Genomic DNA, 18,648 nt, shown 5'->3' with positions numbered 1-18,648 from the left:
TTGTCAGCAATTAATATCTTTGGGTTATTTATCGGTATACTCATTTTCGTATTTACGTTAATTATTTCAAAGAAAGTAGAAAAGTTGTATTTAGCTCCTTTAATAACTTTTATAATTGGAATTTTAATTATACTTTATGGCTTTTTTAAGGTAGGTGGTTTTGAAGGGTTAGGTTATGGATTTCTTGGTGTAAGCATAGCAACTGTAGCTTTTTTGGGTGTCTTATTTCTTCCATTTTTCACAAAAAGAATGAAGAACACTAAATACAACAAGCTAGATCAAGCTTTACTAATTATGATTCCTTTCCTATTATTTTCTACTATTATTTGGACGCTTGTTTCAAGTGATCCTTATTGGACCATCGATGAAGGATATCTACTAATGAGTGAGAGTACAACATCTAGTTATTATCAGATATCAACTATATCAGAAGGAAAGAAACAAGTTCACATCCAATTAGGAAATGATTATGAAGGTTCACAATTAGAAATAAATACGATTAGAAAAATAGGAAATACGGAAATAATCATTCATATTACCAATTCAGGAGGTGAGGAAGGTAGAATACCTTACTCTCGTATTGGTATTGATCAAATAGTTGAACCTTTAACCATTAAAACCGATCAAGGAGAAATCATTCATTCCAAAATGGATGTCATTACTCAATAAAAGATTCATCCATAATGGTTAAATAAAAGGAATCGTTTTGCTACTGATGTGAGCATGCATTCATGACTTCCTTTGATTAATGTTGATTAGTATCATTAGGCTCCACTCCTTTACAAACAGAAATAAGATTCATTTAATCACTATAGACAGCACAAAGCCGATGACTTTTTAAATGTCATCGGCCTTTTATATTAGAAGTAATTTTAATGCTGAACTCCCCCATACGATCAGGTCATTTTAGACATGAGATACGATGAATTCAGCTTTTCCTTTTAGGCTGTATTCCTTTATACCGTTTGGTAAGATAAAATGTTTTCCTTTTTTAATGTGATAATCGGTTCCATTAATAGTCAGAACGGCTTCTCCTTCTAATACACTCACTTGTAAAAAGTCGTTCTCTAATTGAAGGGCTGCCTCACCGTTAAGCTGCCAATGATAGACCTTGAAATAATACTCTTCAACCAATTTCTTTTCTAATAATTCACCATAGACCTTTTCACTACTGCTCACTGCATAATCCTCGTGTGGGACCGTTGTGACCTGAATAGATTGCTCTAAATGTAATTCCCGTTTATTACCCTCGGAGTCTGTTCGATCATAATCATATACTCGATACGTAATATCTGAGCTTTGCTGTGTTTCAAGAATCACAATTCCTTTTCCAATTGCGTGAATAGTGCCACTTGGTACATAGACAAAATCACCAGCCTGTACTTTAACCCGTCTAAGTAGCTTGTCCCAATGTCCTGAGTCCACCATATCTTTCAGTTCTTGATGACTTTTTGCATGATGTCCGATAATAAGCTCTGAATCTTCTTCTGCACTAATGACATACCAGCATTCGGTTTTTCCATAAGGAACCCCCTCTACTTCACGAGCATATTGGTCATCTGGATGTACTTGTACTGATAAGTTTTCTGCAGCATCTAGTATTTTGACTAATAAAGGATAGTCTTCTTCTTGATTTTTACTTTTATTAAAAAGCTCGCCCTCGTTTTCCCAAACCTCTTTTAAGGTTTTGCCAGCAAGCCTGCCGTTTTCAACCTTGCTTTGTCCATTCGGGTGTGCAGAGATTACCCATGCTTCCCCTGTTAGTTTAGATGGGATTTCATAACCAAATTGCGTATTTAATTTTTCGCCACCCCAGATTCTCTCCTGAAAAACAGGCTGTAAAAAAATAGGTTCCATTACACTCATATGTGCCTCCAATCGTTCACTTTTTCATATTTCATCCATAATAGTGCAACATCTAGAGATTTAATTATTTTCTAAAGCTCTGGAAGCGAGCATTAATGCTCCTGAAATCCCAGAATCATCACCTAGTCCTGGTTTTACAATGTAACTCGAAAGCTCTGGAAGCGAGATGTAATTCTGAATAAATTCAGGTAAATATTTGTGGATCGCTTCGAATACCTGCTTTTGATTACTAACTCCTCCGCCAAGAATTATTTTTTTAGGAGAAAGAATTAGAGAATATTGCATAATGGCTTGTGCTAAGTAATAGCCCTCCAAGTCCCATACTTCCTCTCTTTCTGATAGTTCTGCTCCTTTTAATCCCCATCTATTTTCAATTGCAGGACCTGCTGCCATTCCCTCGAGACAATCTCCATGATACGGACAATTCCCTTCATATGAATCATTTGGATGACGTCTGACTAAGATATGTCCCATCTCAGGGTGTGATAACCCTTGAAGTAGCTGTCCTTGTACAATCGCTCCTGCTCCAATGCCTGTTCCAACTGTGATGTATAAGCAGCTATCTAGCCCCTTGGCAGCACCAAAAGTCGCTTCACCCAAGGCAGCAGCATTGACATCCGTGTTAAAGCCAACGGGAACTCCAAAGGCCTTCTTCATGGTCTCAACAATAGGATAGTCTTTCCAAGCCAATTTAGGAGTAGAAGTAATATGTCCATAGGCTGGGCTGTCTTCGTTAATATCGATGGGGCCAAATGATCCAATCCCAATGGATTTCACCGTATATTTTTTAAAGAACTTTATGACTTCAGTCATTGTTTCCTCTGGAATTGTCGTCGGAATTTTTATTCTATCGACTATACGACCTGTCTCATCACCGACTGCACAAACAAACTTCGTTCCACCCGCTTCAATTGCAGCTAACATTCCATTTCCCCCAATTCTGTTGTCCTATTTTAATGCAATCAAAACCCTTATTCATATATTAATTTAGCTTTTAAAATAAATTCGTTAAAACTTCTTGCTGAGCTAAGGATTTCCGCTTGGTTTTCTCTAATAATTTCAACAATAAAATCGTAAATCCCCATCGCTTCCTCATAATCTTCTTTACTTATCGCTAATAAGAAAATTAATTGTGTTTGCTGACCATTTGCCCATTCAATCGGCTCTTCGGCAAGCGCAATTCCAATTTGTGTTCGCTTTGATAGCAGATTTAAAGGATGAGGAATCGCAACTCCTTCACCAATGACGGTCGAGCCAAGTTCCTCTCTCTTGAAAATCGCTTTTGTAAATTCAGCTTCATCATCAATTACTTTTTCTTCAGCCATCGCTTTCGTTAAAATTTTGATCGCCTCTTCTTTATTTTTAAAAGATTTCTTAAAAAAGAAAGTCGGTGAAAAATACTTTAATAAAAGATCGGTTGTTTGACTTAGCTCCCTCGTAATTTTCTTATCAAGCTCAATGATTTCTTTTTTGGAAGGAAGGGTTTCTATTTTGAAAACAGGTTTGTTTTTCTCTTCTATCTGAACAGATGTAATGACAACATCTTCCTCTATATAGGGTAGCACACTATACTTTTGTGCGGATATCGTTTTTGTAATGAACAAATTCGGAATCGCTTGCTTAATGGTTGTTTCAATCATTCGCGCCGTTCCAAACCCAGAACCACAAACAATCAAACAGGAGTTATGACGCTCATATTTAACCTGATAATTCCGTTCTAATGAGGCACCAATATGAAGAGCTAAATAAGCAATTTCCCCAAGGTTAATTTCATAAGGGAACTCATCTTTTATAGACTTAATAGCATATAAAGTAACCTCGTAAGCTAGAGGAAAATACTTTTTAATATGCTCCTCCATTGGATTTCTCACTCTAATATTATTTTCTGCTCGATAAAGCATTGAATGAATATGACTCCTCAAGTCATTTCTCAATTGCTCATCCTTACTCAAATCATAATAATAGTTTTCATTGATTTTATCTAAAAAGGATTCAATATAAGCTTCAAGCATTTCATTATAAAGCGGGTCTTGATCCGGTTTATAAATCATTTTACTTTTTACTTGAACAAAAAGATTGTCCTTCTCCGATTGAGGTATATTTATTTTAAAGAGGTCGGATAACAGACTCATTAACGAATCCATCAATGGAGCATAAGGACCAACCTGCTCTGGTTTAGCTTCTTGCTCAAGAATAAATTGATGCTTAATCCTATCAGCCATAATAACCAGGTAATAGATGAAATGGTTTAAGTTTTCATCCGTAAAATATAGATGATGCAGACTAAATAAAAGAGGTAGTTTTTTTTGTAACGTTTCTACATCATCTCTTTGTTCTTGCCAATCAAAATATTTTTCAATTTGAGAATAATCAATACTATAATCAATGATCGATACTAAGGTGTTACGTTTCTGAAACTCTGAACCTTCAATGAATATCCCTTTCCCTACCTTTGAATGCAAAACAAGCTGATGAGAATCCAAAAGCGTTCGAATTCCATTAATCTCCGAGCTTATCGTCGTTCTGCTCACAAACATCTTTTCTGCTAATTCTTCTAAGGTGATGTATTGATGCTCATATAGCAAAGTAAGGATACATTGCTTCATGCGTCCATCTTTTGTATTAATATCAAAATAAAGTGGAGAGGAAGTATTACTGCTCTTAAACTGAAGAAAATTTTGTTGGTCAAACACATCAAAATATAATCCTTGTCCACGCATATTTTTAATAAGAAAGCCGTGATTTTTGCAAACTTCATTCATTTCCTTAATTTCTTTGCGAACAGTCCGATCAGAAATAGATAAAAGTTCTCCTAGCTTGTCTCCGTTCCATTCAAACTGATTTTCTTCCAGAAGGTTAAATATTTTATTCTTCCGAATATCAGTAAACATTGTAATTCTCCTCTCCATGAAGGAATGTTCCTCAATATAATAATATAGAGATGAAGCCTTGCAACGTTTTATAAATGACATGATAGATAGTCATATTATAACTTTTATGCAGTAGAATAAATAGATTCAACTCTAGTTTAGAAGCGTTGTATTTAAAGAATTTCCACCTACTTTAATAGCAGGTGGAAACCTGTGTTATTTTAATTTATAAAGAAATAGAAATCGTGCTAAATTGATACGGCTTTAAGGTTTCCAATCTGTCTGCTTCTGTTACTTCATCAAGCATAACAAACTGACCCTTTTTCACTAATTCTTCTTCAATAGTAGATAATTTATCTACATACGGATTGAAAACACGTACAATTAATTCATTACTTTCTTCCGCCTTTTTAATCGTACTGATAATCGAATCCATGCTTTCATAATTGAAGAGATTGTATGATAAATCATTTGTTTTCTCTTCATCACGATATACATAAATCATTCGACCGTTTAAAAAATCAGAAAACTGGTAATAGGCAACTGGTGACAAATATTCTTTTGCCGTTTTTGCAATATCCGCTTCATCGAAGGTTGTATTATTTTGAATACGATAAGCAAAGGTTGACTTCACTTTTCCTAATAATTGCGCATCTGGTGTTTCGACAATGGTTTCTCCAGAGGCTCGACCTGGACGATACAATAAGTCTGTTTTCCCCATATGACTAAAGGTTCTAAATAAAGTTAATTGAATCGTATCATAATCATTTCCCACGATTTCATACTCTCTAACTCCTTCAGTAAATACGGTAGCTACACTTTGAGCATCGTGTAAAGAAACAAAGCTTTGCATTGGTTCAATTGAAATCGGTGCTTCTTCCCATTTTTCTTCCTCCCAGACTTCCATCTCTGGCAAATAAACAGGTCTAGTAACCGTTCCAAACAGTTGATCCGCAGTCGAGAATTTACTAGCGATTTCTGTATTGAATTGAACACATAGACGGTGACTTAAAACTTGATTGTCCGCCTCAACTTCAAAACGAATCAGCTCTTCATTCTTTCTTAGTGAAACCGTTGTTTTTAGCACAAAATCACGGTCAGCAACCTGATTAGCTCTCTCTTCTAAATTATAAGGAACCTTCATTTTTAACGTGAATTCTAGGTGCTCTTCTACCTCAGAAGCAAAGTAGTTCACATTTATTATTTCAGATTCTGTTGAATAAGATACTAAATCTTGTCTTGGTGGAGAATAATTATAAGAATCCCCATCATCTCCATTTTCAACAAAAATCATTTGGTTTGTATATTCCTTTGAAGAGTTTTTGTCAACAATCGTTAACGTGTTATTATCTGCAAGCTTAATGTCAAAATAGTCATTTTCAATATGCTGCTTATTAGACTGCTCTATCGTTTTACTTGCACCCTCATCATTTAAATCTAAATAATAGCTGCTGTAACCTAAGCCATTAAGATTTGTTGTATATAATAGAATTTCAGCCAAGTAAACCTTCTTCGGCATATAGATATTCTTACTTGGATTCAATTGAATCGTTTGCTTCAGAACATAGTCTGTTAATTCTACTTTATTTAAAATCGCATGAGGAATCGTGTTTCCATCATAATCTTTAATCGTAAAGTTTTCCTCTGGAATATAAAGAGCGATCTTTACAACTCCTGAACGACGATAAGCTATTGGGTTAAATAAAGTAAAGTTTAAATCATGTTGATACGGAATTCTTTCTGAAACTAATCGCATATGAATATCAAGTAGATTTTTAGCTTTTTCGTCTGCTAATTTATAACGGAATTTCACATCAAGGTTCGTTGTATCACTATTACAACCACCAATACTATCATGAGCGGCATTTTCAAACATTAGCTTCCAGATTTCCTCAAGCTCCTTGTGAGGGTAAGGATTTCCTAAAGAATAGCTAATAGAAAGAATAGGCTCTAATACATTTGCAAGGAAATTTTCAATTTCATTGTTTGATTGCTTTAAATCCGCTCTTGTTGAGAATATCGATTTGTGCAGTCGACTATGCTTGCCCTCTGTTAATTCTCCTTTAATAACTGGGAGATTATCTACGTCTTTCTCGAGCTCATCAAAGAACTTCTCTGGAGACTGCAGCACATACTCTCGATTACTATCAAGTTGATTAAATCTTTTAATAATCTCAGGAAGGTTTACTCTCATTGGAGCCTGGTCTAATCCATTAGGAAAATAAACATTTTTTGTTGAAGCTTTTGCTTCTAATTTCCCGATAAACTCTTCCACATAAGGAAGTACATCTTTATCGTCTTCTGGGATGTTTCCGCCATGGTAATATCCAAATGGAATTTGTTCGGCAAGCATTTGGGTACCGTCATCGCCTTCCCATATAAATTCGGTTTGCTTTAAACGGTTATCTGCTACCCCACGCCAAAATAAGAATCGATCAATCCCAAAATTTTTATAGATTTGTGGCATGTTTCCACCTTGTCCAAATGCATCTGGCACATAACCAATTTCCATAGAATGACCCAATTGTTTCGCATATTTAGTTCCATATAAAAGGTTTCTTGTCACTGATTCCTGTGAAATGACCAACTGATCGGTTTGCGTAAACCATGGTCCCGTCAATAATCGTTTAGCTGAAACTAATTTTTCAATTCTCTCTTTATCTTCTGGACGATATTTTAAATAATCCTCGATTAAAGAGGTTTGAGCATCCATTAAGTAATACTTGAATTCTTCGTCTTTTTCCAGCTTGTCTAAAACCTCACTCAAATGCTTAACAAGATACACGGTTGAACGTGATGATGTAAAATACCATTCTCTGTCCCAGTGAGTATGTGGAATAACATGAACCTTTGTTTTTTTCATTACCTTTTAACTCCCTTTCTTTCTCTGAGTTGGTTTTGTTATCTATAATAAATGAATTCCTGCCAGGATAGATGTTGACAGGAATCTATCCGCTACGATAAACGTTTATTATTTAGGGTTTCCTTATCATTTAATTATCAAAATCAATCTCGAGTTCATCTAACTCATCTTTTTTATCTTCTGTTTTTTTAGCTTTTTTCTCACTTTTTTCATTTCTAAAATCAACGAGAAGATTTGCACCGATACCAATAATTAATGCTCCTGCAAGAATTCCTATTAGATAGGCCCAACCGCTTCCTACAGTGAAGAAACCATAAACTCCGCCTACAGGAGGCATAATTTCATGAGCACCAAGAAGAATCGCGATCGCTGCACCAGAGGCTCCGGCTACAACATTTAATGGTATAAGCTTTAATGGGCTTTTTAAGGTAAATGGAATCGCACCTTCTGTAATTCCTATAATCCCCATTACAAACGAGCCTTTTCCTGATTCCTTCAATTCTGGAGAGTAATTTTTCTTTTTTAACATAGTCGCAAGTCCATACCCTAATGGTGGGATACAAATAGCAATGTTTACAATAATAGCTGGAAGATAAATTCCACTCATTAAAAGGGCATTTCCTGCCATCCATGCTGCTTTATTAACCGGTCCACCCATATCAAAAGCAATCATCGCTCCTAAAACAAGTGCTAATACAACGTTATTTACATTACTTTGAGTCATCGCTGTAATCCATTCTAATAACGAAGTGTTGACCCAGCCTAATGGTCCACCTAGAACAAGTGCCATTAATATACCAGTTGCTCCCACTGTAATTAGAGGCAGGATAATAAGCGGCACTGCATTGGCAAGAGAACCATTAATAACAATTTTCTTTTTCACCCAATTTGTAACCCAGCCTGCAAAGAAACCTGCCACAACGGCACCAATAAACCCAGCATTTGTGGATGTTGCTAGAGCTCCCCCAACTAAAGCAGCTGCGAGCGCTGGTCTACCTGCAATCGAAAAAGCAATGAAGGCAGCAAGCACTAGATTCAATAATCCAATCGCTGTCCAACCTACTTGTTCAAATAAATAAACATAGTGTAGAAAACCACCTGTATCTGCAAATTCATTTAAATCGGTATATCCCGCAAGAAAACCAATAATTTTGGATACGGCAACAACCAAAGACCCAGCAATAATAACGGGAAGAACATAGGAAATTCCTGTCATTAAATGTGTTTTAAATTCTGCGACTTTTGATTTCATTTTTCATTCCTCCATTAGCCTAGGACTGTTTTCTTTTTTCTAAGGCTTGTACAATTTTCTCAATTACTGCTTCACCATTAGAAACTGCTTGACCTAGTTTTACTCTTACAACTGGCTTACCTTTAAAACGTTCTTCTCCTTCAATCGCCTTATCTGCAGCGATAATAACAGCATCAGCGTCTTGAACATCTTCTTCTGTTACTTCATTTACAAGACCTAAAGCTCCCTGCTGCTCCATTTTTACAGTATGACCAAGCTTTGCACCTGCTTTTTCAAGCGCTTTAGCAGCCATTGGTGTATGTGCTAAACCAGCGATACAAGCTGTTACTCCGACAAATTTCATCTTTAAACAACCTCCTTTTCAACACTTTTTAATAAATTCATCACATCTTCTTTTGTCTCAATAGTAGACAAGCTTTCCTGAAAATCTTCTTCCATTAAGTTACCTGCCAAAGCTGATAAAATTTGAAGATGTCTCGTTCCTGCCTCCTCTGTCAGGACAAGAATTGCAAATATAAACCGTACTTTAAATTGATCTGGAGAGTTCCAATCAATTTTTTGATTCATTTTAATAAAAAATAAAGCGGCTTTGTTAACCGTCTCGCTTTTAGCATGCGGAATGGCAATGCCTTCTTGAAAAGCCGTAGAGTATTTATTTTCTCTACTAATTAAATCTTGAACTAAAGTCTCCTTATCTTGGATTACACCTAATTCCTGTGCCTTTGAGGAAATTAAATCCAAGACATCATCTCGATTGCTCAATTCTATATCTAAAAATATCTGATTTTCCTGTAATAGCAATCAAAAACTCCCCTTTCCAGTGATATCGCTTACACCAATTAGTATAAATCCTCCTCGTAAAATGCTTAATACAGACTTTGACCAATTAACTTGGAAGAAAGTGAACTAAGTATATTCAGAATCGTCGTTACAACAACCATCCAGCTTTTCTTTTTTGAAAAACATTGGGTATGGGACCTCGATGAGAAAATCGCTAGATGTATGACGAACCGGTTTCAATACGTTTACTCCTTTCAATATTTAAAACAGAAGTTGGCCCTGCTACAGTAAAAATTTTTAGTCACTTTTAATATACGTTAAAACCTCTATTAGCATTAGAAATGGCAGAATAAGAAAAAGACCTTAATCTCAGAGATCGTAAAAAAAATCTCGAAAATTAGATCTTTAGAATACAATTACTATTTATTTCAAAAATAACTATTTTTTATGATACAATTTTTATAATGATTATTTAGCATTATGAGCTTGATGCAAAAGGAATTCACAAAGAGGCTTACATAAGTTTTGTGCTGACATTCGTCTCAATAAATCTTCAGTTTTCACTTTATTAGAGGTATATCTTTCTATCACGCTAGTAAATGTATGAACATCTAAATAATTCTCCTTTGGCGATAGATTAGCTTTTGGAAACTGTTGGTTGATTAACAGACAAATTTCAGCTGCCTGATTAGGCTGAGTTTTTATGGCTGACATCATCGGAATAAATGTAATAAGAAAATCAATTTCATCTTCATTTCAAGAGCTACTTTCTAACCATCTTAGTAAAGTTTTATGAGTCATTGTACTTTACCTCCTATAAACAAGCATAACAGATCCAAAAAGATTATCACTAGGTTGATTTTTTAAAAACTAATGGAGTGGATTTCAACATTGCTCTATAAGTGAATAAAACCAACCTTTATTATAAAAATGTACTGAGTGTTTCAGAATTCACTTGTTGATTGTAACGGTAGGTAGTGACTCCCAAAGGACCAGCGCCGTTTGAAGATCCACTCTGACGACTCTCTGAATAGTCAGAGTTAGCTGAAGACAAGCCCTTGGAAAGCATCTACCTATAGTGAAAATCAAAAACCTAATCGTTCCGTTTTCATTAAAAGATATGAAGGATGAAATGGATTCAATTATAAAATAAAAAGGAGACGGATATGAAGAAAAAAGTAATTTTATGGGCTACTCTTCTTGTTACTTTATCAATGGGGTTATTTTTCGTTGTCATGTACTCGATTTATTCAACATTTTTCCCAAGCCCCAATCTTATTACTCTTAACATTGAAAACAAAACAGAAGCTGATTTAGAATCTTTAAGTATTACTTATACAGATATTGAGGATGATATCGAGTTGCCTATTCTAAGAGCCAATGAAAGTATGTCCTATGAGATTAACCTTCGTGAAACAGCTAATGAGCATTTTAATGAAGGCTCTATGCAACTTCTTTATGAGGATAGCAGTGAAACGATTGTTGGTTATTTTGGTAAGGGATCTGGAGGCGAAGTCAAAATTTTCATCAACTCCTTTGATGAAGACGGAAACCTTAACCTCTTTATCAATAGCCAAGTAACCTTTTAACATTAGCTCAGAAAAAACGAGTCTCACCGATTCATGGACTCGTTTTTTTATCATATTAACCCGTATTTAATATTTTTAAGAACGATTATCCTCTTGTTTTAGGAGATTCTTTTTCATAAGAACAGCTATTTGTAAGGAATTCTCATCCGCTTTTTCTTCTAAATTTTTAATAACACGCTCCTGGCGTTCTGTTGAATGATTTTGACTCAATTTAGCTTTTGCTTCTATCTTAGTAATGTTTATTTTAAATGCGACAATCCCCTTACTCATCCCCTCAATAAAGCTCTCTTCAACTTCGCTTAAATCATAGGGACTATCGCTGCTTTCATATTTATTCACTAAGTCATTTAAAGAATGCAGGAGTATCCTTTTATCTTCAACGATTTCCAGCACTCCATATACGTGTATCGTCACATAATTCCAGGTAGGGACTGCTTTCTTTGTTTCGTACCAGGATGGTGAAATATAGCAGTGTGGACCTTGAAAAATAACCAAAATCTGTTGATTGTCAGCATCCTTCCACTGTGCATTTGGACGAGCAAAATGACCATATAAAGCATTCTCTGACTTTTTTAACTGTAGGGGAAGATGAGAGGCATAAGGCTCTCCTTCATGCTGTGAAAATAAAGTGGCAAAGCTATACTTTTCAATAAAGTCAAATATGACTTCCTCATCATCGATTTTAAAATGCTTCGGTATATACAGAGGGATTCTCCTTTCAAAGAGACGTTATAAGCTCTACCTGTCAATCAAGATCATTCTGAACAAAATCATCAATCATTTCCCGAACTTCATCTGTTGACTGTGTTGTCATTAATTGATTTCTTAAACCACTCGCTCCTCGAAAACCTTTAACATAAATCTTAAAGAAGCGATGAAGCGCCTTAAACGAACGTAACCCTAATCCAGAGTATTGATCATGAAGATCGAGATGCAATTTTAAAAGCTGTAATAATTCTTTGCTACTATGCTCTTTCGGCTCTTTTTCAAATGCAAATGGGTTATGGAAAATCCCACGCCCGATCATCACACCATCTACTCCGTATTGTTCAACAAGCTTCATACCAGTTTGACGGTCAGGAATATCTCCGTTAATCGTTAATAATGTATGAGGAGCTACTTGATCACGCAGCTTTTTAATCTCTGGTATTAGCTCCCAATGCGCATCAACCTTGCTCATCTCATCCCTCGTACGCAAATGAACAGAAAGATTGACAATATCTTGCTCCAACACATGCTTCAGCCATACCTTCCATTCATCTATTTCACTAAAACCAAGCCTTGTTTTCACACTAACAGGTAGTCCTCCTGCTTTAGCAGCTTGTATCAATTCCGCTGCAACATCAGGGCGACGAATCAGACCACTTCCCTTTCCATGCTGAGCAACATTCGGAACAGGACAGCCCATATTAATGTCAATTCCCTTAAAGCCTAGCTCTTTCATGCCTATACTCATTTTCTTAAAGTATTCTGGCTTATCACCCCAAATGTGTGCGACCATAGGCTGTTCATCTTCCGTAAATGCCAAACGACCTCGAACACTTTGTATTCCGTCCGGATGGCAATAGCTTTCACTATTTGTAAACTCCGTAAAAAACACATCGGGCCTTGCCGCTTCACTTACTACATGGCGAAAAACAACGTCTGTTACATCTTCCATAGGTGCTAGTATAAAAAAAGGTCGTGGTAAATCACGCCAAAAATTTTCACTCATATTACATTCCAATCCTCTCGTTCAAAATGCTAGTTTCCTTTTTAATCTATAGTAATTATACCAAGCTTGATAAATCATATCACCAAACTTAAATAAACTAAAATATGAATACCATTTTATTATCTGACCAAACGGTTAGCAAAGGTTTTTTTATTTTCTCTATGTAGTCATTCCGAAAAAATGGAATTACTATACGGCAATAAAATCGTCAACCAAAAAAGAGGTTGGAATAATACGATCGCTTCTATTCCAATGGAGACTGCTAAACTAACTTTTAAAAGTCGATTTACAATTACCACCCCATCTCACTGAGGCTGCAAATCTTGTGTCTGCTAAGTTACGTAATTTCCAGGAGTTCTTCTAATTCAAAAAGGCCCCTTCTTATTAAAAGAAGGAACGGCCTGTTAGTTGTCTGTGTAAGAATCAGTACACCACATTTAAATTTCGCTAAAACTTAAAAATTTCGTATAATTAGGAGAGATGATGCGCTAAAAAAATGACTTCCTATTGATTGGTCAAGCACAGTTTAATCAGAGTGATTCAATATCGTAGCCCATATCTATTGAACTCTTCTCTACAAGCTATAAGCATTCCCACTCGAGTTCAAGTTCATCTGAAATATTTTATCCCTTACTATAAAGAATCTGATAGGTTGGCACGATTATGCCACTTTCATAGGTCTTGCTGTCCGTTAATTTTAGGTTGATTTTCTGCTTGCTATATCCAAACAACGGAATCCCTTCACCAAGAATGATAGGGTTAATCTTCAAAATTAATGTATCGATTAATTGATGGTCAAGGAGTTTCCCGGCAAGCTCTCCACCTCCGCATAACCATATTTTTTTTGGCTGGTCCGAAGTTTCCTGTTTCAGCCTTTTACAAAATGACACCGCATCCTCCTTGACTAATTCCACTTGTTCATTAGACTCAAAATCAAGTTGATTGGAGAAAATATAATGCTTCAATTCAGGGTTGACAGCTTGCGCAATTCCGGAAAGTTCCCCTGGTTTTAATCCATACTGAAATCCATATTCATAGGTTTTTCTTCCCATTAATACAGCGTGATACCCCCGAACACTTTCGAAAAAATCACCGCCGTCATCTCCATATAAAAATACAGATTCATCCGCAACGCCATTTTTGTCCGCAATAAAAAGATCCGCCGTAACGGCAATATGATACACCACTTCTGTCATATATAATACCTCCTATATAAGCTTAAAACTTCCACACTATTTATTATTGTCCACGCTTAAACAGTCCATTTTCATTCTAAAAACTTACCCACAATCAATGCGTCAACAAAATTCATACCGGTACTTTATTGGGTCTTCAAAAGATTTTACGTTCAAGCATATAGAAAGCGTATGCTCATTCTCTCTTTATCATGATTTTTAGAACGTAAAAAAACCTCCTTGTCCGGTCAACGGATAAGAGGCGCGTCTGCAAACATGTAAGCTAGCCTGCTCAAAAATCAAGCAGTTGCCCTTTATGTTAACGATTAAAAGTCCGCACTAATCCTATCACGAAAACCTAAATAAAATCGATTTTCATTATGTGAACAGGATTAATAGATCATCGGCTCTTAATCACCCTTTCATTCCTAATATGAATAATTTACCATATTTATCTAATAGAATCAATCGATAAAACTGGAAAATTTCTTCAGAACTACTCCCGAAAACTTCTTAAATTGTCCCCATTGGAAAATAGGTTAACGAATGCGTGCACTTTTGTTATTTCTCTCACTACAAAATATCCTTAGATTCATATGAATAGAAAAAAATTCATATTTCGTTATACTGAGTTTAGGTGAGATTTTTTGCAATAAACAAGAAAGTAACGATTAACTGCATTGTGTTAATTCCTATAATGATCGATTAGGTCATTCAACAATCATTGAGCAAAATTCTCGATCTGAGAGCAGACTTAATGGCTTATTTCAAATGACTAACTAAAAAAGGATGTGATGTAAAATGGACAATAAAACAGCATTGGTCGTTGGAGCAAGTGGTTTAGTGGGAAGGAATGTCATTGAGTTGCTTCTAAAAAAAGATACTTACAGCCAAATCATCGTACTAGCTCGTAAACCACTTCCAATCAAGCATGATAAAATTCAATTTATGATTATTGATTTTGATCAATTGAATGAAGAGTTTCCATCAGTGAAAGTAGATGATGTGTACTGTTGTCTTGGAACGACTATAAAGAAAGCCAAAACAAAAGAGCTCATGTATAAAATTGATGTAGAATATCCCTATAAAATAGCTTCATTAGCTCAAAAAAATGGACTTAATCACTTCCTCTTAGTTAGCGCTGTTGGAGCAGATGCTAAATCTAAACTATTTTATAGTCGCATAAAAGGAGAACTTGAAGACAAAATTCGTTCATTACAAATACCGAAAGTGTCTATTTTTCGACCATCCTTATTAGTAGGTGACCGAGAAGAATTTAGATTAGGAGAGAGTTTAGCTATTAAATTCTATCAAATCACATCATGGGCATTCCCCTCTACTATTCGAGCAAAAATGGGGATTAGACCAAGTGTAGTAGCAAAAGCTATGTATCATTCTGCCATAAAAGATCGTACACCATTAAACATTTATAGTTCTTCACAAATGATTACAATAGAAGATGAGTGATGAATTCGATCAATATAGAAAATGTTTATATTTTCTATCTTTAATATAGCAACATATAAATCCATTTATAAATAAAAAAGTTATTTTATGGAAAAAATTCTTTACAAGCTTCTTCAACTTGTTTACAATAATTTTTGTACAAACTTAATAGTACGAAACTAGGGGTGTCCATTGAGTTGGGCTGAGAGAGAAACACGATGACGTTTCTTAACCCTCAGGACCTGATCTGGCTCATACCAGCGTGGGGAAGTTAGCGTCTGCAAAATGTGATGGCAAAAGAATGCCGTCTATTTATGTATGTATACTAGCTTAGCCGGGTCTTTTAAAAGACTCGGCTTTTTCATGCTAAACATGGGATAGATGTGTCCTTTTTATTACATTAAAAAAGGAGAGATATTCTATGAAAGATGTGAATGTTGAATGGATGTCAAGTTTTTCTGGGAGTAGAAAAGTCTATGTGGAGGGAAGTCGCTCAGATCTCTTAGTGCCTATGAGGGAGATTGAACAAAGCTCAACAACAGGTGCTTTTGGGGAAGAGACCAATCCTCCACTGCGTGTCTATGATTCAAGTGGTTTATATACCGATAAAAATGCAACGATTGATATTCAAAAGGGACTTCCTCGACTACGATTTAAATGGATGATCGAACGAGGAGATGTAGAGGAATATGCAGGTCGTACTATTAAACCAGAGGATAATGGCTACCGATCAAGCTCTTCTAATTCTAATGTTGAAGTTTTTCCTCAGCTAAATTTAAAACCGCTCCGTGCAAAAAAGCATAGAAATGTAACGCAACTTCACTATGCAAGAAAAGGAATCATCACTCCCGAGATGGAATTTATTGCTATTCGCGAAGGGGTAGAGCCCGAATTTGTTCGTAAGGAAGTTGCTGAGGGACGTGCGATTATTCCTGCCAATATTAATCACCCTGAAAGTGAGCCTATGATTATCGGTCGGAATTTCCATGTGAAAATCAATGCTAATATTGGCAATTCAGCCGTCTCGTCCTCCATTGAAAAAGAGGTGGAAAAGATGACCTGGGCTACACGTTGGGGAGCAGATAACATTATGGATCTTTCCACAGGAAAGGATATTCATACAACTCGCGAATGGATTATTCGAAATTCTCCTGTGCCGGTGGGAACGGTTCCTATCTATCAAGCTTTAGAAAAAGTAAATGGAGTTGCTGAGGATTTAAATTGGGACGTCTATCGTGATACGTTAATTGAACAGGCCGAACAAGGTGTTGATTACTTTACCATTCACGCAGGTGTTCTTTTGCGTTATATCCCGTTAACGGTCAAACGACAAACAGGAATTGTCTCACGCGGTGGTTCCATCATGGCGCAGTGGTGCCTGGCTCATCATACAGAAAATTTTCTCTATACTCACTTTGAAGAGATTTGCGAGATTATGAAAACCTATGATATTTGCTTTTCTCTTGGAGACGGTCTTCGTCCTGGCTCTATCAAGGATGCAAATGATGAAGCACAATTCGCCGAACTAGAAACATTAGGCGAGCTAACGAAGCTAGCTTGGAAACATGATGTCCAAGTTATGGTTGAAGGGCCAGGGCATGTTCCTATGCACCTGATTAAAGAAAATGTCGATAAGCAAATGGAGCTCTGTGATGAGGCACCCTTTTATACTCTTGGACCACTGACCACTGATATCGCACCAGGATACGATCACATTACTTCAGCCATTGGTGCAGCGATGATAGGTTGGTTTGGAACAGCCATGCTGTGCTATGTTACGCCTAAAGAGCATCTCGGTTTACCAAACAAAGACGACGTTAGAGCGGGTGTCATCTCCTACAAAATTGCTGCACACGCTGCCGACCTTGCCAAAGGGCATCCCGGTGCTCAAAAACGAGATGATGCCCTATCAAAAGCAAGATTTGAATTTCGCTGGCGAGATCAGTTTAATCTTTCACTGGACCCGGAGCTTGCTCTCGAATACCATGATGAAACTTTACCTGCAGAAGGAGCAAAAACCGCCCATTTCTGCTCTATGTGTGGGCCAAAATTCTGTAGTATGCGTATTTCTCATGATATTCGTACCCTCGCAAAAGAGAAGGACCAAAGCTTTGAAAACATCATTGACGATGGGCTCCAAGAAAAAGCCAAAGAGTTTCGTAACAACGGTAGTCAAATCTTTAACTAATTTTTTTACGTGGGCCAATCATATGTAACGTTACAAAGCCTCTTCGACAATGACGTTCATTATTTTTTAAAAAATTTCTGAGTTTAAAGCAGCAACAAAGAGCCTAATTTCTAGAGTAATACTATGAAATTAGGCTTTTTTATGAGATTCGGTTTGAAACTCTTTTTTGAGAGCAACCAACGTTAGCCGAAGTGATTACACCATTGCACACTCGCTTTCAAAAGGTCTTATCTACTGTGAAGTTATGACGTTATAAGTTTTTTAAGTAGCTTGATTTTCTCATAATGCATCCCTTCATGATATAAGCAAAAACTTAGAAACTCTTCAATAGTAGATAAATGCAAACCTTTTGATGTCGTATAGGATTCTTCTGTTTTCTCTTTCAACCTATTTTTGAACGTTGATTCAATACGGTCAATCTGGCCTTCAAGCAACTGAATAATTTCAGATAATTCTACTTCAATCTGACCATCGCTTCCTGGTTTTGTTCCCGGACGAAATAATTCAGTGAATGGTTCAGGCAACCATAATGTTTCCTTTGCAAAATGAAAGGCAAATCTCTCTTGGATGAAATAAATATGACCTAAATTCCACTTAATATTATTGTTAAAACCGACCGGTATGATCTCAGACATTTTATTGTTAATGTCTACAACATCCCTAAGTGTATTAGCCCGAACAAACCTTAATTGAGTAAAAATATAGTCACTCATTCTTTTTCCTCCCATTCATTTTTAAGTTCATGATCTGCAATTTGTATATATTTGTTTATAATTAACATTTTACCACAATCATCCAATCCCATTATAAAGTGATTTGCAGTGATGAGTTCGTCCAGAGCATCTGTTGTGAATCTTCCTTCTCCTTTAAATGATCTTTAGACTTTAACTCATAAATTTTCTCTT

Annotated in this window: 15 protein-coding genes and 1 riboswitch; of the genes, 4 read left to right on the top strand and 11 right to left on the bottom strand. The window is 36.1% G+C overall.

Going from position 1 to position 18,648, the window contains the following annotated elements; genetic code table 11:
* Complete coding sequence (locus AZF04_RS16345) at nucleotides 1-669, top strand: YesK family protein (protein ID WP_061949663.1); 669 nt, start codon at nucleotides 1-3, stop codon at nucleotides 667-669.
* A gap of 237 nt (nucleotides 670-906) precedes the next feature.
* Here the strand turns inward: AZF04_RS16345 and manA are convergent, their stop codons facing one another.
* The 7 genes from manA to AZF04_RS16310 form a co-directional block, all read right to left on the bottom strand.
* Entirely contained in the window at nucleotides 907-1,866 is a 960-nt protein-coding gene (manA, locus tag AZF04_RS16340) for a mannose-6-phosphate isomerase, class I (protein WP_174522644.1), read from the bottom strand.
* A 60-nt stretch (nucleotides 1,867-1,926) separates the two neighbouring features.
* A complete protein-coding gene (locus tag AZF04_RS16335; RefSeq protein WP_061949662.1) occupies nucleotides 1,927-2,790 on the bottom strand; it encodes an ROK family protein in 864 nt (287 codons plus the stop codon).
* A gap of 47 nt (nucleotides 2,791-2,837) precedes the next feature.
* On the bottom strand, nucleotides 2,838-4,757 hold the full coding sequence (locus AZF04_RS16330; RefSeq protein ID WP_061949661.1) for a BglG family transcription antiterminator: 1,920 nt from the start codon (nucleotides 4,755-4,757) through the stop codon (nucleotides 2,838-2,840).
* Nucleotides 4,758-4,962: 205 nt separating this feature from the next.
* Nucleotides 4,963-7,599, bottom strand: coding sequence for a mannosylglycerate hydrolase (mngB, locus tag AZF04_RS16325; RefSeq protein ID WP_061949660.1), 2,637 nt, complete (start codon nucleotides 7,597-7,599; stop codon nucleotides 4,963-4,965).
* 130 nt (nucleotides 7,600-7,729) lie between these two features.
* Nucleotides 7,730-8,851, bottom strand: coding sequence for a PTS fructose transporter subunit IIC (locus AZF04_RS16320; protein WP_061949659.1), 1,122 nt, complete (start codon nucleotides 8,849-8,851; stop codon nucleotides 7,730-7,732).
* A gap of 19 nt (nucleotides 8,852-8,870) precedes the next feature.
* Nucleotides 8,871-9,194 (bottom strand): PTS fructose transporter subunit IIB, encoded by a 324-nt coding sequence (locus AZF04_RS16315; RefSeq protein WP_061949658.1) that lies wholly within the window; start codon nucleotides 9,192-9,194, stop codon nucleotides 8,871-8,873.
* Nucleotides 9,195-9,196: 2 nt separating this feature from the next.
* Complete coding sequence (locus AZF04_RS16310; protein WP_061949657.1) at nucleotides 9,197-9,652, bottom strand: PTS sugar transporter subunit IIA; 456 nt, start codon at nucleotides 9,650-9,652, stop codon at nucleotides 9,197-9,199.
* A 1,145-nt stretch (nucleotides 9,653-10,797) separates the two neighbouring features.
* Here AZF04_RS16310 and AZF04_RS16305 point away from each other — a divergent pair.
* The gene (locus AZF04_RS16305) at nucleotides 10,798-11,220 is read left to right on the top strand and encodes a hypothetical protein (protein ID WP_061949656.1); all 423 of its coding nucleotides are present in this window, start codon (nucleotides 10,798-10,800) and stop codon (nucleotides 11,218-11,220) included.
* Between the two features lie 75 nt (nucleotides 11,221-11,295).
* Here AZF04_RS16305 and AZF04_RS16300 read toward each other — a convergent pair whose 3' ends face one another.
* From AZF04_RS16300 to AZF04_RS16290, 3 genes are all read right to left on the bottom strand, one after another.
* Complete coding sequence (locus AZF04_RS16300; protein WP_061949655.1) at nucleotides 11,296-11,925, bottom strand: FMN-binding negative transcriptional regulator; 630 nt, start codon at nucleotides 11,923-11,925, stop codon at nucleotides 11,296-11,298.
* 40 nt (nucleotides 11,926-11,965) lie between these two features.
* Entirely contained in the window at nucleotides 11,966-12,934 is a 969-nt protein-coding gene (locus AZF04_RS16295) for a tRNA dihydrouridine synthase (protein ID WP_061949654.1), read from the bottom strand.
* 623 nt (nucleotides 12,935-13,557) lie between these two features.
* Entirely contained in the window at nucleotides 13,558-14,130 is a 573-nt protein-coding gene (locus tag AZF04_RS16290) for a dihydrofolate reductase family protein (RefSeq protein WP_061949653.1), read from the bottom strand.
* A gap of 780 nt (nucleotides 14,131-14,910) precedes the next feature.
* Between AZF04_RS16290 and AZF04_RS16285 the strand changes: the two genes are divergently transcribed.
* Together AZF04_RS16285 and thiC are read left to right on the top strand one after the other, a co-directional pair.
* The gene (locus AZF04_RS16285) at nucleotides 14,911-15,576 is read left to right on the top strand and encodes an NAD-dependent epimerase/dehydratase family protein (RefSeq protein ID WP_061949652.1); all 666 of its coding nucleotides are present in this window, start codon (nucleotides 14,911-14,913) and stop codon (nucleotides 15,574-15,576) included.
* A gap of 150 nt (nucleotides 15,577-15,726) precedes the next feature.
* Nucleotides 15,727-15,841, top strand: a riboswitch (TPP riboswitch).
* Between the two features lie 135 nt (nucleotides 15,842-15,976).
* Nucleotides 15,977-17,743: a phosphomethylpyrimidine synthase ThiC gene (gene thiC / locus AZF04_RS16280; protein ID WP_061949651.1), complete on the top strand. Its 1,767-nt coding sequence runs from the start codon at nucleotides 15,977-15,979 to the stop codon at nucleotides 17,741-17,743.
* A gap of 242 nt (nucleotides 17,744-17,985) precedes the next feature.
* Here the strand turns inward: thiC and AZF04_RS16275 are convergent, their stop codons facing one another.
* A complete protein-coding gene (locus AZF04_RS16275) occupies nucleotides 17,986-18,456 on the bottom strand; it encodes a DinB family protein (RefSeq protein ID WP_061949650.1) in 471 nt (156 codons plus the stop codon).
* Nucleotides 18,457-18,648: the final 192 nt, after the last annotated feature.

Source organism: Alkalihalobacillus trypoxylicola, assembly GCF_001590785.1.
Taxonomy (GTDB): Bacteria; Bacillota; Bacilli; order Bacillales; family Bacillaceae_D; genus Alkalihalobacillus; species Alkalihalobacillus trypoxylicola.
This window is presented reverse-complemented; position numbering and strand designations above follow the sequence as displayed.